Annotated in this window: 24 protein-coding genes; 15 read left to right on the forward strand and 9 right to left on the reverse strand. The window is 66.6% G+C overall.

Annotated features, from left to right (window positions below; genetic code table 11):
- Positions 1-36: 36 nt before the first annotated feature.
- The 4 genes from DES52_RS12690 to DES52_RS12705 all read left to right on the forward strand — a co-directional run bounded on the left by DES52_RS12690 (position 37) and on the right by DES52_RS12705 (position 2,985).
- The gene (locus DES52_RS12690; protein WP_110887169.1) at positions 37-306 is read left to right on the forward strand and encodes a Sec-independent protein translocase subunit TatA/TatB; all 270 of its coding nucleotides are present in this window, start codon (positions 37-39) and stop codon (positions 304-306) included.
- 120 nt (positions 307-426) lie between these two features.
- On the forward strand, positions 427-1,041 hold the full coding sequence (locus tag DES52_RS12695; RefSeq protein ID WP_245900972.1) for a DedA family protein: 615 nt from the start codon (positions 427-429) through the stop codon (positions 1,039-1,041).
- An 86-nt stretch (positions 1,042-1,127) separates the two neighbouring features.
- Positions 1,128-2,636: a YifB family Mg chelatase-like AAA ATPase gene (locus DES52_RS12700; protein WP_110887171.1), complete on the forward strand. Its 1,509-nt coding sequence runs from the start codon at positions 1,128-1,130 to the stop codon at positions 2,634-2,636.
- Between the two features lie 7 nt (positions 2,637-2,643).
- Positions 2,644-2,985 (forward strand): hypothetical protein, encoded by a 342-nt coding sequence (locus DES52_RS12705; RefSeq protein WP_110887172.1) that lies wholly within the window; start codon positions 2,644-2,646, stop codon positions 2,983-2,985.
- A gap of 13 nt (positions 2,986-2,998) precedes the next feature.
- Here the strand turns inward: DES52_RS12705 and DES52_RS12710 are convergent, their stop codons facing one another.
- From DES52_RS12710 to DES52_RS12730, 5 genes are all read right to left on the reverse strand, one after another.
- Positions 2,999-3,328: a hypothetical protein gene (locus DES52_RS12710; protein ID WP_110887173.1), complete on the reverse strand. Its 330-nt coding sequence runs from the start codon at positions 3,326-3,328 to the stop codon at positions 2,999-3,001.
- Positions 3,329-3,400: 72 nt separating this feature from the next.
- On the reverse strand, positions 3,401-3,727 hold the full coding sequence (locus DES52_RS12715; protein ID WP_110887174.1) for a hypothetical protein: 327 nt from the start codon (positions 3,725-3,727) through the stop codon (positions 3,401-3,403).
- A gap of 69 nt (positions 3,728-3,796) precedes the next feature.
- Entirely contained in the window at positions 3,797-4,081 is a 285-nt protein-coding gene (locus DES52_RS12720; RefSeq protein ID WP_110887175.1) for a DUF427 domain-containing protein, read from the reverse strand.
- A 63-nt stretch (positions 4,082-4,144) separates the two neighbouring features.
- Complete coding sequence (locus tag DES52_RS12725; RefSeq protein ID WP_110887176.1) at positions 4,145-5,344, reverse strand: S1C family serine protease; 1,200 nt, start codon at positions 5,342-5,344, stop codon at positions 4,145-4,147.
- Positions 5,345-5,447: 103 nt separating this feature from the next.
- A complete protein-coding gene (locus DES52_RS12730; protein ID WP_110887177.1) occupies positions 5,448-6,434 on the reverse strand; it encodes a homoserine dehydrogenase in 987 nt (328 codons plus the stop codon).
- 176 nt (positions 6,435-6,610) lie between these two features.
- On the opposite strand from DES52_RS12730, the gene prfA reads away from it, so the two are divergent.
- Genes prfA through DES52_RS12745 form a run of 3 tightly spaced genes read left to right on the forward strand, consistent with a single transcriptional unit; the run spans position 6,611 to position 8,547 of the window.
- The gene (gene prfA, locus DES52_RS12735) at positions 6,611-7,726 is read left to right on the forward strand and encodes a peptide chain release factor 1 (protein ID WP_110887178.1); all 1,116 of its coding nucleotides are present in this window, start codon (positions 6,611-6,613) and stop codon (positions 7,724-7,726) included.
- On the forward strand, positions 7,726-8,220 hold the full coding sequence (locus tag DES52_RS12740; RefSeq protein ID WP_110887179.1) for an NUDIX hydrolase: 495 nt from the start codon (positions 7,726-7,728) through the stop codon (positions 8,218-8,220). The genes prfA and DES52_RS12740 overlap by 1 nt, the downstream gene beginning before the upstream one ends.
- Positions 8,221-8,274: 54 nt before the next feature.
- A complete protein-coding gene (locus DES52_RS12745) occupies positions 8,275-8,547 on the forward strand; it encodes a hypothetical protein (protein WP_110887180.1) in 273 nt (90 codons plus the stop codon).
- A gap of 7 nt (positions 8,548-8,554) precedes the next feature.
- Here the strand turns inward: DES52_RS12745 and DES52_RS22980 are convergent, their stop codons facing one another.
- The gene (locus tag DES52_RS22980) at positions 8,555-8,692 is read right to left on the reverse strand and encodes a hypothetical protein (protein ID WP_170131041.1); all 138 of its coding nucleotides are present in this window, start codon (positions 8,690-8,692) and stop codon (positions 8,555-8,557) included.
- 191 nt (positions 8,693-8,883) lie between these two features.
- Between DES52_RS22980 and DES52_RS12755 the strand changes: the two genes are divergently transcribed.
- From DES52_RS12755 to DES52_RS12765, 3 genes are read left to right on the forward strand one after another with little or no spacing between them, the layout of a single operon-like run.
- On the forward strand, positions 8,884-9,633 hold the full coding sequence (locus DES52_RS12755; RefSeq protein ID WP_110887182.1) for an adenosylcobinamide-GDP ribazoletransferase: 750 nt from the start codon (positions 8,884-8,886) through the stop codon (positions 9,631-9,633).
- A gap of 32 nt (positions 9,634-9,665) precedes the next feature.
- Positions 9,666-10,742 carry a nicotinate-nucleotide--dimethylbenzimidazole phosphoribosyltransferase gene (gene cobT / locus DES52_RS12760; RefSeq protein ID WP_245900977.1) on the forward strand — a complete coding sequence of 359 codons (1,077 nt, stop codon included), beginning with the start codon at positions 9,666-9,668 and terminating at the stop codon, positions 10,740-10,742.
- Positions 10,743-10,781: 39 nt separating this feature from the next.
- Complete coding sequence (locus DES52_RS12765; RefSeq protein ID WP_110887184.1) at positions 10,782-11,843, forward strand: GGDEF domain-containing protein; 1,062 nt, start codon at positions 10,782-10,784, stop codon at positions 11,841-11,843.
- A 12-nt stretch (positions 11,844-11,855) separates the two neighbouring features.
- Here DES52_RS12765 and DES52_RS12770 read toward each other — a convergent pair whose 3' ends face one another.
- On the reverse strand, positions 11,856-12,587 hold the full coding sequence (locus DES52_RS12770) for a GNAT family N-acetyltransferase (protein WP_110887232.1): 732 nt from the start codon (positions 12,585-12,587) through the stop codon (positions 11,856-11,858).
- A 198-nt stretch (positions 12,588-12,785) separates the two neighbouring features.
- On the opposite strand from DES52_RS12770, the gene DES52_RS12775 reads away from it, so the two are divergent.
- The 4 genes from DES52_RS12775 to DES52_RS12790 all read left to right on the forward strand — a co-directional run bounded on the left by DES52_RS12775 (position 12,786) and on the right by DES52_RS12790 (position 16,882).
- On the forward strand, positions 12,786-13,079 hold the full coding sequence (locus DES52_RS12775; RefSeq protein ID WP_110887185.1) for a hypothetical protein: 294 nt from the start codon (positions 12,786-12,788) through the stop codon (positions 13,077-13,079).
- A gap of 146 nt (positions 13,080-13,225) precedes the next feature.
- Positions 13,226-14,140 (forward strand): hypothetical protein, encoded by a 915-nt coding sequence (locus tag DES52_RS12780; RefSeq protein ID WP_110887186.1) that lies wholly within the window; start codon positions 13,226-13,228, stop codon positions 14,138-14,140.
- Between the two features lie 28 nt (positions 14,141-14,168).
- Positions 14,169-16,508, forward strand: a complete 2,340-nt coding sequence (locus DES52_RS12785) for a glutamine--tRNA ligase/YqeY domain fusion protein (protein WP_110887187.1) — start codon at positions 14,169-14,171, stop codon at positions 16,506-16,508.
- Positions 16,509-16,651: 143 nt separating this feature from the next.
- Positions 16,652-16,882: a hypothetical protein gene (locus DES52_RS12790; RefSeq protein ID WP_146237281.1), complete on the forward strand. Its 231-nt coding sequence runs from the start codon at positions 16,652-16,654 to the stop codon at positions 16,880-16,882.
- A gap of 8 nt (positions 16,883-16,890) precedes the next feature.
- Here DES52_RS12790 and abc-f read toward each other — a convergent pair whose 3' ends face one another.
- Entirely contained in the window at positions 16,891-18,774 is a 1,884-nt protein-coding gene (abc-f, locus tag DES52_RS12795; RefSeq protein ID WP_110887189.1) for a ribosomal protection-like ABC-F family protein, read from the reverse strand.
- A 65-nt stretch (positions 18,775-18,839) separates the two neighbouring features.
- Between abc-f and DES52_RS12800 the strand changes: the two genes are divergently transcribed.
- Entirely contained in the window at positions 18,840-19,862 is a 1,023-nt protein-coding gene (locus tag DES52_RS12800; protein WP_110887190.1) for a hypothetical protein, read from the forward strand.
- 45 nt (positions 19,863-19,907) lie between these two features.
- On the opposite strand, the gene DES52_RS12805 is transcribed toward DES52_RS12800, so the two are convergent.
- Positions 19,908-21,311 (reverse strand): S8 family peptidase, encoded by a 1,404-nt coding sequence (locus DES52_RS12805; RefSeq protein WP_110887191.1) that lies wholly within the window; start codon positions 21,309-21,311, stop codon positions 19,908-19,910.
- Positions 21,312-21,327 lie beyond the last annotated feature (16 nt).

The following is a 21,327-nucleotide window of genomic DNA, read 5'->3' on the forward strand; positions in this document are numbered from 1 at the left end:
GCTCGCCCGCTCGAATCAATGACCCTGGAGGTCCCTATGTTCGGACTTGGTCCTATGGAAATCATCGTCATTCTGGTCGTCGCCCTCGTCATCTTCGGTCCGAAGAAGCTGCCCGAACTCGGTAAGAGCCTCGGTCAAGGCATCCGCGAGTTTCGTCGGGGCACGTCGGGCCTGAAGGAAGAGTTGGAGTCGTCCTTCAAGGACGAGCCCGTACATGAGCCCGTTCGCACGCAACCCATCGAGCGAACGGTCATCGCGCCCACTCCGGAACTCGCGGGCAACGAAGACAAGCGCCCACAAGCCTGAGCTGTTCAAGCCATGCGACCACAGAACGCCTTTCGAGGCGTTCTTTTGCTTCCCTTCGTTCTTTTCGTGGGCTCTCCCCCGACGTTTCCGCCCCTCGAGATCCTCGGGTACACTGGGCGGGTGAACGGCTCCTTTCTCGACCCGACGTACCTTATCCAAACGTTTTCTTACGTCGGCCTCGGGGCCATTTTGTTCGCGGAGACGGGGTTGCTCGCGGGCTTCTTCTTGCCGGGCGATACGCTGCTGCTCACGGCGGGGCTGTTCGCGGCCCGCGGCGATTTGCACATCGTCGCGGTCATGCTCGTGTGCTTCGTCGGCGCGGTCGTCGGGAACACCGTGGGCTACCTGCTCGGTCGCCGATTCGGCCCGCCGCTCTTCTCGCGTCCCGGGTCTCGCTTCTTCAAGCCCGACTACGTCGATTTGGCGCGCGGCTACTTCGAGCGCTACGGCGTGCAAACGCTGCTGATTTCGCGTTTCGTGCCCATCGTGCGGACCTTCGTGCCCACCATGGCGGGCGCGAGCGGCATGAACTTCGCCTCGTTCACGCTCCTCAACGTCCTCGGCGCCGTGCTGTGGGCAGGCGGCGTGCCCCTGGCGGGCTTCCTGCTCGGTCGCGTGCTGCCGCCGCACATCCTCGACAAGTACATTCTGGTGGTCGTCGGCGTGATCTTCGTCGCGTCCTTCGTGCCCGTCGCCGTCGAATTGTTTCGTCGCCGCGGACGCATCAAACTATAAGGCGTGATTTAGCGCGCCTTCACCGAGCAAACTTAAGGTGGCCCGACATGCCGATTCCTTCCCGTTTCCTTTCACGGAGCGCCTGAATGCTCGCCACCGTCACATCCGTCGCGCTCGTCGGAGTCGACGCCGTTCCGATCACCGTCGAAGTCGACGTCTCGTCCGGTCTGCCCGCCTTCAACATCGTCGGCTTGCCCGACCAGGCTGTCAGCGAGGCGCGCGAACGCGTTCGCGCCGCCATTCGCAATTCGGCCTTGCCGTTTCCGGCCGCCCGTATCACCGTCAACCTCGCTCCGGCGGACTTGCGCAAGGAAGGCCCGCTGTTCGACTTGCCGATTGCCTTGGGCGTGCTTGCCGCGCAAGGCCTCGTGCCAATCCAAGCGCTCGAAGGTCACATTATCGCGGGAGAACTCGCCCTGGACGGAAGCTTGAGGCCCGTTCCGGGCGCCGTCAACCTCGCCTTGAAAGCCGACGAACTCGACCTCGACGTCATCGTGCCCGAGGCGAGCGCGCTCGAAGCGGCCCTCATCGAGGACGTGCGAGTGTTCGGCGCGCCCACCCTGCTCGAAGTCGTGCGGCACCTCATCGGGGAACTCCCGTTGCACCGCGCGGCCCCGCCGCCACCGCCGCCATTGGACGAAGACGTGCTGTGCCTGAGCGACATCAAAGGGCAAGGCGGCGCGAAGCGCGCCTTGGAAATCGCGTTGGCGGGCGGGCACAACTTGCTCTTGATCGGCAGTCCCGGCAGCGGCAAGACGATGCTCGCGCGGCGAGCATCGTCCTTGCTGCCGCTCCTCACGCGCTCGGAAGCCTTGGAGGTGACGCGCGTTCACAGCGCGGCGGGCCTCTTGACGAGCCGCAGCGGCATGCGCCTCGACCCGCCGTACCGTGCGCCGCACGCCAGCGTGTCGAGCGCAGGTCTCATCGGAGGCGGAAGCATTCCCAAGCCCGGCGAAGTCAGCCTCGCGCACCGTGGCGTGCTCTTCCTCGACGAGTTTCCGGAGTTCGACCGAGACGCCATCGAAGCTTTGCGCCAACCGCTCGAGGACGGAACCGTCACCATCAGCCGCGCGCGGGTGAGCGTCACGTACCCGGCGCGATTCCAGCTCATCGCGGCGATGAATCCTTGTCCGTGCGGCCACCTCGGCGATCCCGAGCGCTCCTGTACCTGCACGCCGTCTCAGCGAGCGCGCTACGCGGCGCGAATCAGCGGACCGCTGCTCGACCGCGTGGACCTCGTCGTGAGCGTGCCCAGGCTCACCGTCGACGATCTCACGCGCGCGCCCATCGGCGAGCGCAGCGTCGTCGTTCGTGAGCGGGTGCGGCACGCCAGGGCGCGCATGACGGATCGGCAAGGCGAGCGGAACAGCCTTCTGGCGGGCGCGGCCTTGCGCGAGCACACCGCGCTCGACGGCGGCCCGGAAACGTTCGCTCGGGCCGCCGCCCGTAGCCTGGCGCTCACCGGACGTGGCTTCGACCGCGTGCTGCGCGTCGCGCGTACGATCGCGGATCTTGCGGGAGACGATCGCCTCACGGAAGCGCACCTCGCGGAGGCGATCGCGTACCGCCCGCGCGATCTCGCTCAAGCGCTATAACGCGGCCATGCTTTCGTCGTCCCGCGTCCGCACGATCTTCGTGGCGATCCTCGTCGTCCTCGCCTTCGCGGGCGCCGTTCGCTTCCTCAACACCTCGGCGCAAACGCGCTTCCTGCTGAACCTCACGGCGGATCAGCGGCGAGGCGTCGCGGAGGCGGTGCGGGCGCTCGAAGCACGCCAGGGGGCCCTCGCCTCTTTGTACGAGGTGCGGTTGCTGAGCGTGGAGGACGGACCGCCGTGCGCGAACGGACACGCGGGCGTGAACGTGCGCGCGCAGCAGTCCCTGCTCGGCGTCGTACCGATTGGAAGCGTGCTGCGCGTGTCGTGCGGCGAGGTTGGTGCGCCGTGAAAGCGCCGAGCGTTCACCCTTGCGAGTTGTCGGTCACCTCGTCGTTCGTGCGGCTCTCGTTGACGCCGCCGCGTCCGTCGCGCTCGCCGCGCAATTGACCGTCCGCGAAGTCGTCCACGACGCCGTACGCCCCGATGATCGGAGCGCCCGTTCCGGCGACGGTGCCTTGCACGCCTTGCGCGCTGGGGTTCACGACGGGAATGGGCGCGACGAAATTCGTGTCACCCGCGCCGCTCGCGTTGTCCTGAGCGGGCGGATTGACGCGGTTTTGCGTGTCGGCCTCGACGTCCTCGACGCTGCGACCGAGTGGCGGAATGTTTTCCAAGCGCGTATCGTCGTCCATGACCGCAGGGTACGCCGCCTTGAAGCGGCGTCGCTGCGAGTCGCGTCAAGACACGTTGAGCGTCGAGGCTCCTCAGGCTTGGCTGTCGTCCGTGGAGTCGTTCGCCGCGACGCCTTTCGCCGTCGTCGGATCCGCTTCGTCTCTTTGAAGCGCCGCGAAGTTCGTGCCCGCCGCGTACGTTCCGATGATGGGGGCGCCGTGGCTCGTCACCGTTCCTTGCACGCCCGTCGCCGAGGGATTCACGATCGGCAAGGGCGCGACGACGTTCGTGCTGTTCGTGTCACCCGCGCCGCTCGCGTTGTCACGAGCGGGCGGATTGACGCGGTTTTGCGTGTCGGCCTCGACGTCCTCGACGCTACGACCGAGCGGCGGAATGTTTTCCAAGCGCGTATCGTCCATGAGGTCACGGTAACGAGGACGAGGGCTCGCCGGACTCCAGTCGTTTCAAGGAGCGTTGATCGAGGGCGCTCAATCGGGCACGACTTGCACGCCGCGCCAAAAGGCGACGCGACCGCGAATCTCGCGCGCGGCGTCCTTGGGCTCGGGGTAGTACCACGCCGCGTCAGGATTGCGCTGCCCCTCGACATCCAGGCTGTAGTAGCTCGCCGTGCCCTTCCACGGGCAAATCGTGTGCGTCGAGCTGGGCTTGAGGTACGCCTCGTTCACGGCTTCGCGCGGAAAGTAATGGTTGCCTTCCACGACGATCGTGTCGGGGCTGCTCGCGATGATCGCTCCGTTCCAGATGGCCTTCATAGGTGCCCTCCCGCCGAGCACGCTAGCGAGTTTCGGCGGAAGGAACCGTGAAGATGGCGAAGGTTAGCGGTTCGTGGCCGGCGGTGTTCCCGCCGCGAGGGTCACGGGAACCGTGAGGGTTTCGCTGCCGCGCCGGATGGTGAGCTGCACGATGTCGCCCGCGCGACGGCCGAACAGGTACTCGCGAAGCTCGTCGGGGGTTCGAACCGCGCGGCCGTCTACCGCCGTGATGACGTCTCCGCCGAAGAAGACCGCTCCGTACGGGGTGCTTTGCCGCTGGGTCCCGCCGCGCAACCCCGCCGTGGACGCCGGCGAGTTCGGGGTGACTTGCGAGATAAGCGCGCCTTCGCTCGGCAAGTTGTACTGGGTGCGCGCTTGCTGCGTGAGTTCGCCGAGCTCGAAGGGCGCGAGGGCCACGCCGATGATCGGCCCGACGATCGTTTCACCGGCTTGCAGACGCGGCAGGAGGCGGGCGGCCGTGTCGATCGGAATCGCGAAGCCAAGGCCGATGTTCGTGCCGATGTCCGAGGGTCCGCCGTTGGGATTGATGATTTGCGTGTTGATGCCGATCACTTGTCCCGCCGAGTTGACGAGCGGCCCGCCCGAGTTGCCGGGGTTGATGGCCGCGTCCGTTTGGATGGCGCGCTGAGCGATGCTGCGCACGCCGGTCGGAATCGTGCGTTCGACCGCCGAGACGATGCCCGAAGTCGCCGTGAACTGAAAGCCGAAGGGAGCGCCGAGCGCGATCGTCGTCTGACCGACGCGCAAGTTCTCGCCCGAAGCGAGGGTGAGCGGCCGAATCTGCGCGGCGGGCACGCCTTGCACTTGGAGGAGCGCCAAGTCGTAATCGGGCGCCGTTCCGACGACACGGGCGTCGAAGGTCTGGTTGCCGTCGCGCAGGCGCACGGTGAGGCGTGACGCTCCTTCGACGACGTGGTAGTTCGTGAGCGCGTAGCCCGCAGCATTCACGAAAAAGCCGCTGCCGCTCGCTTGAGGCGCGTCGGGGCCGTTGGGATCGTTGAACAGCGGGCTGGAGAAGGGCGCTTGCCGCGTCGTGGCCGCCGTCTGGTTGGAGTACGTCTCGATGTACAGCACGCCGGCGAGGGCTTGGTCGATGACGCCGACGAGCGCCTGTTCGGCGGCAGGCAGGGGCGCGGCGGATTGAACCGTGCTGGGCGGCGCCGGAGTTTGCGTGTTCGATTGAGCGAAGCTCGGCACGCCGAGCAGCAAGGCGAGCGACAAAGCAGCGAGGGGGTTGCGCATGTACGACCTCCACGAACCAGGGTCGTGGAGGTCGCCATGAGGAGCGCGAGGACGCTTCAAGCAGGAAGCTGAGACAGTCTTGAGCGACTCGGCGCCGAGAGGCTCACCACTCGGCCGCGCTGGGACGAGGCAGGGGCCGCTGACCGGGCACGTTCGACACGACGCTGAACAGGTCGCCGACGACGGCGCTCGCCGTGACGAGACCGCCCGCGCCGCCCCCCGAGAAGAAGAGTTCGCCGCATCCTTCGCCCGAGAGCCACAGAGCGTTGCGGCTCGCGCCCGCCGAGCACAGCGGGTGGTCGGCAGGCAGGCGTCGCGGCGCGACGGCGGCGCTCCACGTCTCGCCTTTGCGCACGAACTCCCCGACGAGCTTGATTCGTTCACCTTTCGCGGCGGCCGTGCGAACGTCGTCGAGCGTGAGCGTGTCGATGCCCGTCACGGACACGTCCTCGAAGCGAAAGCCGGGATCGCCGACGAGGCGCGCGAGGACCGTCAGCTTGTGCGCCGCGTCGAATCCGCCGACGTCTAGCGTGGGGTCTTCCTCGGCGTAACCGAGGCGTTGCGCTTCTTTCAAGGCGTCCTCGTACGAGCCGCCTTCCTCCATGCGCGACAAGATGAAGTTGCACGTTCCGTTGAGGATGGCTTGCAAGTGCGTGACGCGGCTGCCGCGCAGCACCGTCGCGAGCGGCGTCAGAACGGGCGTGCCCGCCATGACCGACGCTTCGTAGTGTACGAGGCCCGCCTCCACGAAGGAACGCAGAACTTCCCAACGTTCGGCGAGCATCGCCTTGTTCGCCGTCACGACCGGCTTGCCCGCTTGCAAGTGCGGCAGGATCAACTCCAGCGGTCGGTCCACGCCGCCCATGAGCTCCACGATGACGTCACAGTCACGCAGAAACTCGGGATTCGTCGTGATCGGCGTTCCCTCGGGCACGTCGCGCGGTTTGACGACGTCACGCACAAGGACGCCGCGCAAATGAAAGCGGGTGCCGAGGGCGGCGAGACGGTTTTCACGTTCGCGGAGCAAACGCAGCACGCCCGCGCCGACCGTGCCGCCCCCGAGCATGCCGAGATGAAGAGTGTTGGGCATGCAGCGAGTATAAGACCCTCATTGCTTTCGGCGGAGCTTTCCCGAGTCCCGACGGGCGGGGAAGCTTCGTGCCCTTCGCCGCGAGGTCACGCGAAAGGGTCGGCTACACTAGACAGCATGTTGCACGGTGTTTCTTTCGTTCTTCTCGCCGAGTGGTTCCTCGAGGGTCGGGGTTCGTGTTAAGCGACCGACTTGCCGACCTCGTCCACGAATACCAACGCGTCGAACGTGACCTTTCCAATCCGGACGTCCTTACGGATCCCGCCCGGTTGCTGTCCTTGTCTCGGCGTCACAGCGAGCTCGGGCGCATCGTTTCCCTACACGACGAGCGCGAACGCTTGTCTCGCGCTCGCTTGGAGAACTTGGAGCTTTTGACCGACCCGGAGATGAGCGAGCTCGCCGCCTCGGACTTGCATACCGTGGAGGCTCGCCTGCGAGACGTCGAGGCGGAGTTGGAGGTGCTGCTGCTTCCGTCGGATCCGCACGACGCGAGCGGCGCGATCTTGGAGTTGCGGGCGGGCGCCGGCGGCGACGAGGCGGCGCTGTTCGCGGCGGACTTGCTGCGTATGTACGGTCGGTACGCGGAAAACGCGAATTTGAAGGTGACGGTGCTCGACGCGCACGAATCCGACTTGGGCGGGCTGAAATCGCTCGTGGCGGAAGTCACGGGCGAATACGCTTTTCGGGCGTTCAAGTTCGAGCGTGGCGTTCACCGCGTGCAGCGCGTTCCCGCCACGGAAGCGCAAGGACGCATTCACACGTCCACCGTGACGGTCGCGGTTCTGGCGGAAGTCGAGGACGCCGAGGTGGAGCTCGATGCGTCGGAGGTGCGCATCGACGTGTTCCGCTCGCAAGGTGCGGGCGGCCAGGGTGTGAACACGACGGATTCGGCCGTGCGCGCCGCGTACCGCGTGGGTACGCCCGAAGAGATCATCGTGGTGTGCCAGGAGTCGCGCAGCCAGATCAAGAACCGCGAGAAGGCCTTGGCGATCTTACGGGCGCGCTTGGCCGAGCGTGCCCGTATCGCGCGCGAGGCGAGCGAGCGGGCGATCCGACAAGCCCAAGTCGGGACCGGCGAGCGCAGCGAGAAGATCCGCACGTACAACTATCCGCAGGACCGCGTGACGGACCACCGTCTTGCCGGGGACGACAAGAACTTTCCGCTGGCGCGTGTCATGGCGGGTGAACTCGCGCCGATCGTGGACGCGCTCCTGCGCGCCGAGCGCGAGCGAATGCTCGTCGAGTTGGCGAGCGGCGAGGCGACGGGCGAGTCGTCACCGAGGGGGCGGTAGTGCCTCGCCGTGACCTGCTCGTCGCCGCAGCCATTTTGCGCGACCGCGCGGGACGCGTGCTGCTCGTGGGCAACGATTGGCAAGGCGCGGGCCGCGTGCGGTACACGTTGCCGGGCGGCATGGTCGAGGCGGGCGAGACGGCGCCGGAAGCGATGATTCGCGAAATCTTCGAGGAGACGGGCTTGCGCGTCACGGCGATTCAGCACATGGCGTACTGCGTGCACATCGAGGACGAGCGCCGCAGCGAGCGGGCGATCGCGATCGTCTTCGAGGCGCGCTGGGAAGGCTTGCTGAATCCGGCGGACCCCGATGGGTTCATCGTGGACGCGCGCTTCTTCACGCAAGACGAGATCCTCGCGCGCCTCGAGTCGCCGCCGATGCGCGACCCTCTCTCGGATTACCTCGCGACGAGTCAGCCGGGCCGCTTCTACGCCTTCAAAGGTTGGGACGGCAAGGGCGGCCTGCGCATTCCGGGGTTGGCTCAAAAGAAGTGACGCCCACGGGCGCCCCTCACGTTCGGAGGCGCCCGCATCCCTTAGGGTGATCGCATGACGACGCCCACTCCCGACCTCGAGGCGATTTTGCAAGACGCCGTGTTCGCCCGCAAGCTCGCCCTCGCCTTGATGAGCGTTCTTCAAGACAAGAATATCCTGAGCGAGCAGGACGTCGCCGTGATCATCGGGGCGGCGCGCCGCAGCGCCGTGGCGAGCTCGACTTCCAACGCCGTGCGCGAAGAGGCGCGGGCGGTGCTCGCACCCGAGGAAGAGACGCGGCGCGAGACGGACGCGCCGCCGCCCCTCTTGCTCGACTTGGAGCTTTGATTCGCGTTCAGGCGTGACGCATCGTCTGTTCGCGGCGCACGCGTTCTACGAGCGCCGGGTCGAGGTCAGGTTGGTCGAAGTCCCAAAAGCCTTCGGAGTCGCCCAAGGAACCGTCTCGCAACAGCCAATGCAGAAATGCCTTCATTTGATGTCGAACCCACCGCATCATCGTCACCTCCCAAAAAAAGAGCCACCGAGCCGCGAACACGAAACGAGCACGTCGTCCCTCGGGACGTCGAAAGGGCCGCGAATTGAAGTCGAACGGACACTTCGAGTGTACTCGGCTCGCGGGCGACGTGGGTGAAAAGTGCAGACGAGACGAATCGATCGTCTAGGATGCTGGGCGTGCTTTCTACTTTGCGGACCGTGTCGCGCGCCGCGCACCTCGCCTTGACGTTCCTGACGACGTTGCCCTTGCCGCACGTCGGCGAGGTGCGCGACGGCGAGTTCGCGCGGGCGAGCGGCTTTTATCCGCTGGCGGGGTACGTCGTGGGGGGCGGCGTGGCGCTCGCGCTGCTCGTCACGTCGACGCTGCCGAGCGGCGTCGGCGCGGCGCTCGCGCTGATCGCGTGGCTGACCGTCACGGGCATGTTGCACTTCGACGGACTCGTGGACGCCTCCGATGCGGTGTTCGCGATGAAGACGCCGCGTCGGCGCGTAGAAATCCTGTCGGACGTGCACGTCGGCGCGTTCGGACTCGCGGCGGGCGTCACCTCGCTGTTGATGAAGTGGAGCTTGCTGGGAGCGTCGCCGCATCCAGGGTGGATCGTCGTGGCGGCCGTGTTCGCGCGGGCCGCGCTGCTCGCTCCGATGAACTTTTTTCCGGCGGCGCGCGCCGAGTCGCTGGGAGCGCGGTCACGTGAGGGGTGGTGGCCCGTCGCGGTGATCGTCGCCGCGCCCGCCGCGTTGTTGGCGGGCGGTTGGTGGCAGGCGATCACGGCGGCGAGCGTGGCCCTCGGCGCCGCCCTCGTCGTCGCGCGGTTTTGCGCCGGTCGTCTCGGTGGCGGCATCGGCGGAGACGTGTACGGGGCGATCGTCGAGGTGACGGAGATCTCCGTGTTGCTCGCCCTCGTGGCCGCCTCTTGAAGCGGGCACGGGCGATGCACGACCATGCCGAGGTGATCGATGTTGCTTCCGACGCGCTCGAATCGTCGTTCGAGCGTCTCCTCTCCTCCATTCCCGCCTTCGACGAAGCCGCGTCGCGGGCCGCGTACGCTCGGCAAGCCGAACTGACGAAGCCCGCCGGGGCGCTCGGGCAGTTGGAGGACATTTCCGCGCGCTTGGCGGGCGTCTTCGGCGAACCGACGCCCGATCCGAGAGGCGCGGCGGTCATCGTGTGCGTGGGCGACCACGAAGTGACGCGTGAAGGCGTGAGCGCTTATCCCAGCGAGGTCACTCCCGCCATGGTCAACGCGTTCCTGAGCGGTCACGCGGCCGTCAACGCGATCGCTCGCAGCGTGAACGCCTCCGTGACGATCTTGAACGTCGGGGTCGCCACAACGCTCGCGCCTCATCCGTCGCTCGTGAACGCGCCCGTGCGGCTCGGTGCGCGCAACATTCGCGTGGAAAGCGCGATGACGCGAAGCGAGACGTTGCGCGCCGTCCTTTTGGGAGCGGACGTCGCGCGAAGCGCGGTCGAAGGAGGCGCGGACCTTCTCGTAGCGGGCGAAATGGGCATCGGGAACACGACGCCCGCCGCGGCGGTGACGGCGCGCTTGCTGCGTCTTTCGCCGGAAGCCGTGACGGGACGCGGCACGGGCATCGACGACGAGCGCTGGACACGCAAGGTCGAGGTGGTGGAGGCGGCGTTGTCGCGTGGCGCGAGTTCGGCGGACGATCCGATGGAAGTGCTGGCGGACCTCGGCGGTTTCGAGATCGCGGCGATGGTCGGCGTGATGTTGCAAGGCGCGGCGTGCCGCAAGGCGGTGATCCTCGACGGATTCGTGGAGGGCGCGGCGGCCCTCGTCGCCGCTCGGCTCGCGCCGAACTTCCAGGCGTTCTTGTTCGCGGCTGGGCTGTGCGCGGAGCGCGGCCACCGCGCTCAACTGAACGCCCTGACCCTCTCGCCGATGTTCGACCTCGGACTGCGGCTCGGCGAAGGAACGGGCGGGGCCTTGGCCGTGCCGTTGTTGCGGGCGGCCGCAGCGACTCTTCGTGAAATGCGAACGTTCGCGGAGGCGGGCATTCCTCGCTGATGTGAGAAAACTGTAAGAGAAGGGCAGCTAGTTTGGAGTGTGACCTTTCACGAGGACAGCCTCACCTTGGAAGCGCGTTTCCGGCGCGCGACCCTGCTCGGCATCCTCTCGGTATCGGTCGTCGCCGCCCTCGCCACCTTGCTGGTGGGCATCGTCCAGCAATGGGAAACGTCCGATTTGACGGGCCTGGCCTTCTTGAGCTCGTGGACGACCGGGCTGTGCCTGTGGTTGAGAAGTCGCCCGCGGCACACGACGGCCGTCGCCATCACGTACTTCGCCTTGAGTTCGACGAGCAGCATCGCCACGCTCGCCGACGGTCTGCTGCTCGACCGTGATCCGGTGTTCGGCATGGGATCGTACGTACCGTGGCTGCCGTTGGCGTACGTCGCGGCTTTTCTGGTCTTCACGGGCCGCAAGGCCTTGCTCGCCTCGCTCGGCGTGTACGCCGCGACCATCGTCGTGTGCGGCGTGTACGTCGCCGTGTCCTCTCCGAGCGAGCGGGCCGCCGCCCTCAGCCCGCTCGTGCAGATTCTGCTTTCGCACGCGACGTACGTCACGCTGTTCGCGCTTCTCGGGCGCCTGCACCGCGAGTACCTCGTCGCCATGCGCGCCGCGTCCCTGGCGGCGCAAGACGCCTTTCGCGACGCCCTCACCGAGTTGCCCAACCGCCGCCAGCTCGCCGTGTGGCTGTCGCAACACCTCTCGGAGGGCGACCGCGTCGCGGCCCTGCTGCTCGACCTCGATCACTTCAAGGACGTCAACGACCGCCACGGCCACGCGGCGGGTGACGCGGTCTTGCGCCAAACGGCCGACGTCATGAGCGTCACCCTCTCGTACGGCGCACGCCTGGGCCGCTGGGGCGGCGAGGAGTTCATGGTGCTACTGCCTCACGGCGACGAGCGAAGCGCTATGCAAGCCGCCGAGGCGCTCAGACGCGCGCTCGCGGCGCACGCACATCCCGGCATCGGCGTCGTCACGGCGAGTTTCGGCATCGCGGTGTCGCGTCCCGGCGACACGGCGGAGTCCCTGTTCGCGCGGGCCGACGAGGCGTTGTACGAGGCCAAGCGGGCAGGGCGGGGACGCGTTGGCGTCGGCCACTGAAAGCTTGAAGCGTCACGGCGTGGACAGCATGAAGCGCGAACGCCCCTCGGCGCGCCGCCGCAGCTCGTCCGCGTGCCGCTCTGCGGCAGGCGCGCCCAGCCAAGGCGACCAGTAGGCGCGCATGGTGGCCACCACGAGCTCCACGTCGACCTCCTCGGCTGGCTCGGCCGGGCAGAACAGCAAGTCCATGTTCGTCACGGGTCCGCCGTCCTCTCCGCCGACGGGCTGTTCGTAACGCACGTCCACTCGCCGAAAGCCCAGCCGAGCGAAAATCGCACGTCGCGCACGCGGGTCCATGCCGACGCGCGCTTCCGCCGCTCGCTCCTCGTCGCCGAGGCGCTCGGGCGCGACGACGTCGATGAACACGCCGCGAATCGTCGCGGACGCCTCGCGCAAAGCGGCGAAGCGCGCGTCGTGAAGCGCGCGCGCGACGCCGGCGCCGCGCGCTTCGGGCGCGACGGCCATGAAGCTCGAAAACCCGGTGTCCGCCGCGCCGAGAAAGTGGAAGAGCGTTCCGCCGACCACGCGGCCCGCGCGTTCCGCCACGATCAAGAAGTTCTCTCGCTCGCCTCCTCGCCCTTGCAGCATGAAGCCGATGTAGCGTGCGGGAATGAGGGCGTCAGGCTCGAAGTACACGCGGTTTTGCAGCTCGCCGAACGCCTCGATCGCCGCGTCCGACGCGCTCGTGACGCGGCGAACCGTGACGTCGGGCGTCTCCTGCGAGGAACGCGTCGATGTCGTCATGGCGACACGGTAGCGGGATCGACGCGTCGCCACCACCACGACCCTCACGTTCCCGCCGTCCTCGAGACACCTTGAAAGTCAAGCTCGTCAGGCCGAGCTTCGAGCGATCTTTACGTTTCAAGTCTTCCAGAACGTCATGTATATGAACTGCAAGCGATTTCTTGCAGAAGAAGCCCGCTCGGCGAGTAGCGTTTATATATGTGGCTACGGACGGTGTGCGAAGAAGCGAAGACGACCCTCGAACCTCTCTTGACCGCTCGCCATGTCGACACGTCGGCGGTGCGAGCGGCCTTGCAAGGCGTGTGCGTCCAGCTCGCGGGCCGCGACCTCACGGGTGACGAGGTGCGGCGCGTGATCGACGGGGGCGCGCGCGGCTTCGACACGTTCTTGAACGCCTTGCTGCACGAACGCGCCGAGGTGCTCGGCTTGCTGTGGGAACCGATCGCGGCGCCCGAGCGCTCGGCGTGGCTTCCCGAAGCCGCCGCGTCCTGAAGGTCTGCTCGTCTCGTCCTTTCGGCTGAAACTTCTCGCAGTGCCACGTCGTATCGTAGAGACAAGCGGGACCGTCCCGCGCCGTTTCCCGAGCGACGCTTTTTTTTCCTTCGACTCGGGTACTCGCTTCAAGGAGTTCGCCGAGAATGTTGATGCTCATCACCCTGCTGATCGTCTTCATCATCCTGATGTCCCTCGTCGACAAGGATGCCAAGCGAGGACGACCCTGGCACCCTGCCGTCATCGCCCTCAGCGTCCCCTTCATGATCTTGCTGACCTTTTCGAAGGCGGGCATCTTCGCCTTGGTGCTCGCGTTCTTCCTCGTGCGCCTTGTGGGACGTACCACCGCCCGCAGCATTCGCCGCGCCACCGTTCAAATTCCCAAGCCGCCGTCCCTGCCGCCCCGAGCGCCGCAAGTTCCCGGATTGCCCCACGCCGTCGAGCCGCGCATGGAGTTCGGGCAGGCGTCGCGCGAATTCTCCGCGCAACTCGAATCGTTTTTGCGTGACGTTCGCAGCGCCACGCGCGAAGGCGCGCCCGTCCGCGTCGAACAACCGACCGAGCGACCGGGCAAGCGCGCGTCCACGGCGGCCGTTCTGCCGGATTTCGCGCCGCACTCCGGCGAAGTCGGCGCGGTGTCCGTGCCCGTCTCGCCCAGCGTGGAAGGCGTTCTACGCGCCCACGGCGCGCTTCTGCCTCCCGAAGCGGCCGCCAAGATTCGTACGCTCGGCGCCCGCGTCGACGAGACGAACGCTTATCTCAAGGCCCGAGGCCGTACCGAGGGCGAGCACGCCTTCTTGTTGCGCCAAACGATCGACGACTATCTGCCGGGCGTGGTGGCCGCCTACGCGCGCCTGCCGCGTTCGCTCGCCGACACCACGCCCCTCGACGAAGGCAAGACGGGCAAAGACCTCCTGCTGGAGCAACTCGACTTGCTGGAGCGCGGCGTGACCGACATCCTCGCCGCCGCCGCGAAAGCCGAAGGCCAAGATCTGCTCGCGAACGGCCGCTTCTTGAAGGACCGCTTCGAAGGACCGAAGGGCAAGGACTTCGAGATTTGACGTCGGGGGGATGCGGTATCCTCCCGTCATGACTTCCCCGACCCTTCCCCGTCACCTCGTGAGTCCGAACTTCATCACGGACGTCATGCACGACGATCTCGCCAGCGGCAAGGTCAAGAGCATCGTCACGCGGTTTCCACCCGAACCGAACGGGTACATGCACCTCGGGCACGCCTTCGCGTGCTCGCTGGATTTCGGCATGGCCGTCGATTTCGGCGGTCGTTGTCACTTGCGCATGGACGACACCAACCCCGAGGCGGAAAGCATGGAGTTCGCCGAGGGTTTGCAGCGCGACGTGAAGTGGTTGGGATGGGACTGGAACGACAAGCTCTTCTTCGCCTCGGATTACTTCGAGACGTACTACGAGTACGCGCGCGAACTCATTCGCCGTGGCTTGGCGTACGTCGACTCGGTGCCTCAAGAGGAGATGCAGCGTTTGCGCGGTACGGTGGACACGCCGGGCACGGCGAGTCCGTACCGAGAGCGCTCCGTCGAGGAGAACCTCGGCCTTTTCGCGCGCATGCGCGCCGGAGAGTTCAAGGAAGGCGAGCACGTCTTGCGGGCGAAGATCGACTTGAGCTCGCCCAACATGAAGCTGCGCGACCCCGTGCTGTACCGCATCATGTACGCCGAGCACTACCGCGCGGGAAACGCGTGGTGCATCTACCCGATGTACGACTTTCAGCATCCGCTGCAAGACGCGCTGGAAGGCGTGACGCACTCGCTGTGCAGCTTGGAGTACGTCGACAACCGCGCGATTTACGACTGGCTTATGGAGCAGTTGTTCGCGGGCAAGCCGAGGCCGCATCAGTACGAGTTCGGGCGTCGCAGCCTCGAGTACACGGTGGTGAGCAAGCGAAAGTTGCGACGCCTCGTGGAAGGCGGCCTCGTGAGCGGTTGGGACGATCCTCGCATGCCCACCATCGCCGCTCAGCGCCGCAGGGGCGTGACCCCCGACGCCATTCGCACCTTCGCTTCGCAAATCGGGGTGAGCCGCACGAACCGCACGGTGGACATCGCGCTGCTGGAGCACGCGGTTCGTGACGACCTCAACCACCGCGCGCCGCGCGTCATGGCGGTCGCAAAGCCGTTGAAGGTCGTGCTGTCGAACGTCGAGGAGACGACAGTCCTGAGCGTCCCCTTCTGGCCGTTCGACGTCGTGCGCGACTCGCCCGACGGACTCGTGCCCACGCCGAGCGGCGAGCGGGCCGCGCCGGAAAGCGCCGTGCGCGACGTACCGTTCGGACGCGAGGTCTACATTGAACGCGACGACTTCTCTCTCGACCCGCCGAAGGGCTTCAAGCGTCTCACGCTCGGCGGAACGGTACGCTTGCGCGAGGCGGGCGTGATTCGCTGCGACGACGTGGAGCGTGACGAAAGCGGCGAAGTGGTCGCCTTGCGCTGCACCCTGCTCGGAAAGGACGCGTCGGCCAAGGGCGTCATCCATTGGGTGAGCGCCGAGCACGGTGTGCCCGCCGAGTTCCGCTTGTACGACCGCCTGTTCACCGTGGCGCATCCCGAGAACGAAGAGGACGAGGAAGGCGAGGAGATCGACTTCCTGACGCTCGTGAATCCCGACAGTCTCGTCGTGACGCGAGGTTTCGTGGAGCCGAGCGTTCGTTGGCATCCCGCCGACACGCGGTACCAGTTCGAGCGGCAAGGCTACTTTTGGCGCGACCCCGTGGACAGCCGTGAGGACGCGCTCGTGTTCGACCGCATCGTGACGCTCAAGGACACGTGGAGCAAGGAAGTCGAAGCCAGGGCGGCAAAGGCGGAAGCCAAGAAGCCCGACGCCAAGAAGGCCAAGGAAGTCAAACCCGCGAAGGTCGAGGTGGCGCTCGGCGCCGAGCAGCAAGCGGAGTTCGAGCGCTTCGTGGCGGGCGGCGTCGGCGAGGCGGAAGCGCGCGTGTTGGCCCGCGAACCGAAGCTCGCCGCGTTTCTGGAGCTCGCCGCGAACGTCGGGGAGCTCGACAAGTTCGCGAGTTGGGTCGTGAACGACCTCGGGTCGGCCATTCGCGAGGACACCAACCGCGTGACGCCCGAGGGCCTCGCGGGCCTCGTGAAGTTGATCGAGGAAGGCGTCATCACGGCCCGCATCGCCAAGGACGTCCTCGCCAAAGCCCAAGAAAGCGGCGAGGATCCCGGCGTCATCGTGGAGCGCGAGGGTCTGCGTCAAGTGAGCGACGAAGGCGAGCTCGTCCGCCTCGTGCGCGAGGTGCTGGCGGCGAATCCCGACAAGGTCGAGGCGTTTCGTGGCGGAAGGTTGGGCCTGAAGGGCTTTTTCGTGGGGCAGGTGATGAAGGCGAGCGGAGGCGCGGCCAACCCGGGCGTGCTCGACGTCGTCCTGACGCGCGAACTCGGCGCCTGAGGTGCTTGAAGGCGGGAGGGTAGCACAGGCGCGATCCTCCCGCTTTGTTCCTCAAAATTATGCGAATGAATAATGGACGCCGCGGGCGCCCAACTTTAGAAAAGTCTCGTCGGATCGGCACGGGCGCTTCGTAAACTTCGCCCATGGAAGTTGTGATTCTGTGCGAAGCGGGCAATTTCGAGCAGGGTGTTGTCGGTCACGTCGCCGGGGGCTCGCTGGGATGGATGAAGGCGGGCGATCCCATTTCATGCCAAGTGGCGCAAAACGGAAGCATCTGGGTTCGCCACGACGGACACGCGTACCAATTCGCCTTGCACGGTGCCTCGGACATCGTCGAGGATCAACAAGTCCTGCTGCTGCGCATCGTGAACTGAGCCGAACTTCAAGCGTTCGACCGTTCGCGCTGCTCGATGTCCCCCACGGCCGCTTCCCACTCTTCCATCTTCGCGAGCAAGGCCGCCTCGGCCGCAGCGACGTTTTCCCCGAGCGCCGCCCAGTCCGCTCCTTCTCCCGCCGAATCCAACGCCGCTTGCGCCGCCGAGAGCTTGTGCTCGGCGGCGTTCACTTCCGCCTCCAGCGTCTCGGCTTTGCGCTTGAGGTGCCACAAGCTCGGACCGCTGCGCTTCTCGCGCGTGTCCACCTTCGCCTTCACGTCTCCCTGACCTGCCACGACGTGCTTTTGCTTGTAGTATCCGTACCCGCCGGGGTACTCGTAGAAGCGCCCGTCTTCGAGCAGCCAAATGCGATCGGCGAGATTCTCGATGAGACGGCGGTCGTGACTGACCATCAGGAGGGTGCCGCTGTAGTCGTCGAGGGCCGCTTCGAGGCTTTCGAGCATCTCCATGTCGAGGTGGTTGCTCGGCTCGTCCAGCACGAGCAGGTTGTTGTCTTCCTGCGCGAGTTTCAGAAGCGCGAGTCGCGCCCGCTCACCGCCCGACAAGACGCGCACTTTCTTGTCGTGCGCGTCGTACGGAAACAGGAAGGTTCCCAGGAGGTTGTGCGCCTCGGTGTCCTTGTGGGTGTACTCGCGCGCCTCCTCGTACAGCGTCCGGTCAGGATCGACGCCGCGCAGTTGCTGATCGTAGTACCCGACTTTGACGCGCGCTCCGGTGCGAACCTCGCTTCTCGGATCGTCGGAGGCGGTCAAGCCGAGCAGACCGCGCAAGAAGGTCGTCTTGCCCGCTCCATTTCGTCCGATGAGAGCGACGCGCTCACCGCGCCGAATCGTCGCGCGAACGTCGCGGAAAAGGGTGCGTCCGCCGAGGGACTTCGTGAGGTGCGACGCGTCGAGGACCAGTTCGCCGCTTTCAGGGGCATAGAAGGTGATGCGCGCGGTCCGCTCCTCGGGGGGCGGGGCCCCCGTGGCGGCGGCCTTCATCCGCTCCAAGCGCGACTCCATGGCGCGGGCGCGGCGAGCGAGCTTCGCCATGCCCAGACCCCAAATCTTCATTCTCGCCGCCGACTTCTCGAGGTCGCCGATCGCCGCCTGCTCTTGCTCGTAACGCGCCGCTTGCTGCTCGGCTTCCGCCTCGACGAGCTCGCGAAACTTCGAGTAATTGCCGGGATAGAGCTTGAGTTCGCCGCCACGCAGGTAAGCGGTGCTCGTCGCGACGGCATCGAGGAAGGCGCGATCGTGCGACACGAGCAGCACCGCGCCTTGGTAGCGACTCAAGAAGCCTTCGAGCCACTCGATCATCACGATGTCGAGGTGGTTGGTCGGCTCGTCGAGCAGCAGAACGTCGGGACTCGTGATGACGAGCGCGGCGAGACCGAGGCGCGTTCGCTCGCCGCCACTGAGTCCGTCGACCTTCTCGTGCTCGCGTCCGCGAAAGCCGAACGCGAGGGCGGCGGCGTCTCGCCGCGAGCGACGCTCGAAGCCGCCGCGGCGCATGAAGTGCTCCAGCAGCTCCTCGTGTCGGTGAATGGCCTCGTCACTGCCCGTCGCCATGGCGGCGGACGCTTCGTTCAACTCGGCTTCGAGGGCGTCGAGTTCGTGAAAAGCCGCCTCCAAGACGTCTTGCACGATGGCGCCCGCCGGGAAGACGGGGTCTTGGCGCAAGGAAGCGACGCGCACGTCCGCCGCTCGCCGCACGTCTCCCGAGTCCGGGTGGTCCTCGCCCGTGAGCAGGCGCAACAGCGTCGTCTTGCCCGCCCCGTTGCGACCGACGAGGGCGACGCGGTCTCCCGCTCGAATCGTGAGGGTCGCGCCGTTCAGAACGACGTGATGGCCGTACTCCTTGTGGACGTCTTGCAGGGCGAGCAGCATAACGCCCAAGTCTAGCAAGACGTCATGAAGGGCGCGCTCGTGCAAACGGCGTATCCTTCCGGCGTATGCTTCGCCGTTTCGTCCTCGTGGCCGCGTCGCTCGGCACGCTCGCGTTCGGTGGAGTTTCGCTCGCGCAGACGTCGCCGCGCGCGCCGGGGATCTTGTCGTATCCCCTCCTGACGCCCGAGCCGCAAGCGAGCGAGTCGTTTCCCCTGCTGTTCTCGGATTCTCCGGAAACGCCGAGGTCGCCCGGCGTGTTGTACCGAGACGTCGTGACGGGAAAGGCGCGCGTCGTCGCGTACCACGCGAACGGACTGCGGGAGGACGCCCGCGTGCTGATCCTCGCGCGTCCTTCGGGCGCGCAGGACGTGACGTTCACGACGCTGCGGCGAGGCAGCGCGATCACGCGGGGAGCCGATCCCGTCATCGGGCAGCAGACTTTGCTTCGCTTTTTCGCGTCCGGTCCGCTTCCGAGCCGCGTCGTGCCGCCGAGCGCGACGGCGGTGTTGTTCGACTCTGGCATCGTCGCTCCGAGCGGCGTGGCGAGCGTTATGCTGGACGTCGAGACGCAAGCGCCGCTGGAGCTCAGCGTCGTCCTGCTTTCGGCGAGAGACGCTCGAAACGCCGCCGCGCTTCTGCCGACCCTTCCGGTGTTGCCACGGGACGCCAACCATCAACGAGGAACGTTTCCGAACGCGGTGAGGACGCTTCGGGTGAATGTCTCCAGCGTGCCGTCGCGTCTCGTGATCGGCGGCGGTCCCGATCCGGTGCTCGTCGGCGTGGACGCTTTGACGGGCGAAGTCCAGCGGCTCGCCGGGAATTACGGCCTGTCGTACGAGTTCGAATTTGCGGGCGCGAGCGACCTCGTGCTGGCCGCGTCGGCGAGGGGCGGAGCGTACCGAGGAAGCGTGTTCGTCGTGGACGGCGAACGCCGCTCTCAATTGCTCGTCGGCGACGGGCAGGCCTTGAAGGATTCGGCCGTACCGGAGGTCCTTTGGAACGTTCGCTCGGACGTGTTTCGCCTGAGCTTCGTGCCCTCCAACGCGTCGTCGCTGCCGCTCGCGTTGATCTTCTACAAGAGGCGTTGAAGACCGCACCTCGAAACGAGGTGCGGTCTTCTTGGAAGACGAGGATTACGGCAACGCTTTGGCGTTGTTGACGGCCTTCAAGGCGTCGACGAGGCCCGCGCCGCAACCGCCCGAGCAGGCCGTGGAGGACAGCGGCGTGGAGGCGTTCTTGAGGGCTGTGAGCACTTGCGCGGGCGTGATGGTGGACTTCACGGCGTACATGAGGCTCACGAGACCCGCCACGTGCGGAGTGGCCATGCTGGTGCCTTGGTAGAACGAGTACGAGTAGCTCGAGCCCGTGGAGTTGGGCAAGGTGGACAGCACGCCGTCGGCGTACCCGTCGCCGTTGCGGTCGACTGAGGTGTCGCCGCCGGGAGCGGCCAGATCGACCGCCGTGCCATAGTTCGAGTAGGGCGCGCGGTAGTTGCGCGTGTCCGTCGCGGCGACCGTGACGGTGTTGTTGCACGACGCGGGCGTGTACAGCGAGGTGTTGTCGTTCGAGTTGCCCGCCGCCACGACGACGGTGGTGCCGCGCGCGACGGCGTCGTTGATGGCCGACTGGGTGGCGGGGTCGCCCGTGGCGCACGACTGCCCGAGGTAACCGCCGAGGCTCATGTTGATGACCTTGGCGGGATAGGCGTTCGAGGGAACGTTCGCCACGGCGATGCCCGCCGACCAGCGAATGGCGTCGATGATGTCGGCGGTCGAGCCGCCACCCTTGCCGAGCACGCGGACGGGCAGGACGCGCGCGCTCCAATTGACGCCCGCGACGCCCGAGCCGTTGTTGGTGTTGGCTCCGATCGTTCCGGCGACGTGCGTGCCGTGCCAGGAGTTCGGCTGGCCGTTCGAGGCGTCGCCGACGTCCGTCGCGTCCGAGTCGCGACCGCCGCCGTCCGCGGCGACCGTGCTGCTGGAGATGAAGTCGTATCCGCCGACCCAGCGGCCCGAGAGGTCGGGGTGGTTCGTCTTGCCCGTGTCGATGACGGCCACGACGGGGCTGCCCGCGCCCTTCGTCACGTCCCACGCGGCGGGCAGGTTCATGTTTCGGTAGTGCCACTGGAGGTTGTAGTAGGTGTCGTTCGGTACGGCTTGCGCTTCGTAGATGAAATTCGGCTGGGCGTACTCGACGCCCGAGGTCTTCGAGAGCGCGACGACGGCGGCGAGCGTCTGGGCGGTCAGGTCACCGCTTTGAGCGCGCAGCGAGGTGAAGTTGGCGAGGTATTCGCCTCCCGAGAGGGTACGCACGGCCTGCAACGCCAGTCCGCTCGCCGCCGACACGCCTTCGAGGGTCGCGCCGTCTTGAAGCTTCACGATCAATTCGCCGGGAACGACTTGCACTTGCCGAGCGCTTTGAAGGGGACGTTGGCCGACGTTGACGTCGGCGGAGGCATCGGAGGGAGCGACGGCCGTGTGTTGGTTGCAAGAAGCCAGCAGGAGACCGAGACCGACGAGAGACCATAGTTTGCGCATGTATTCACCTTTCGAT

Source organism: Deinococcus yavapaiensis KR-236, from assembly GCF_003217515.1.
Lineage (GTDB): Bacteria > Deinococcota > Deinococci > Deinococcales > Deinococcaceae > Deinococcus_A > Deinococcus_A yavapaiensis.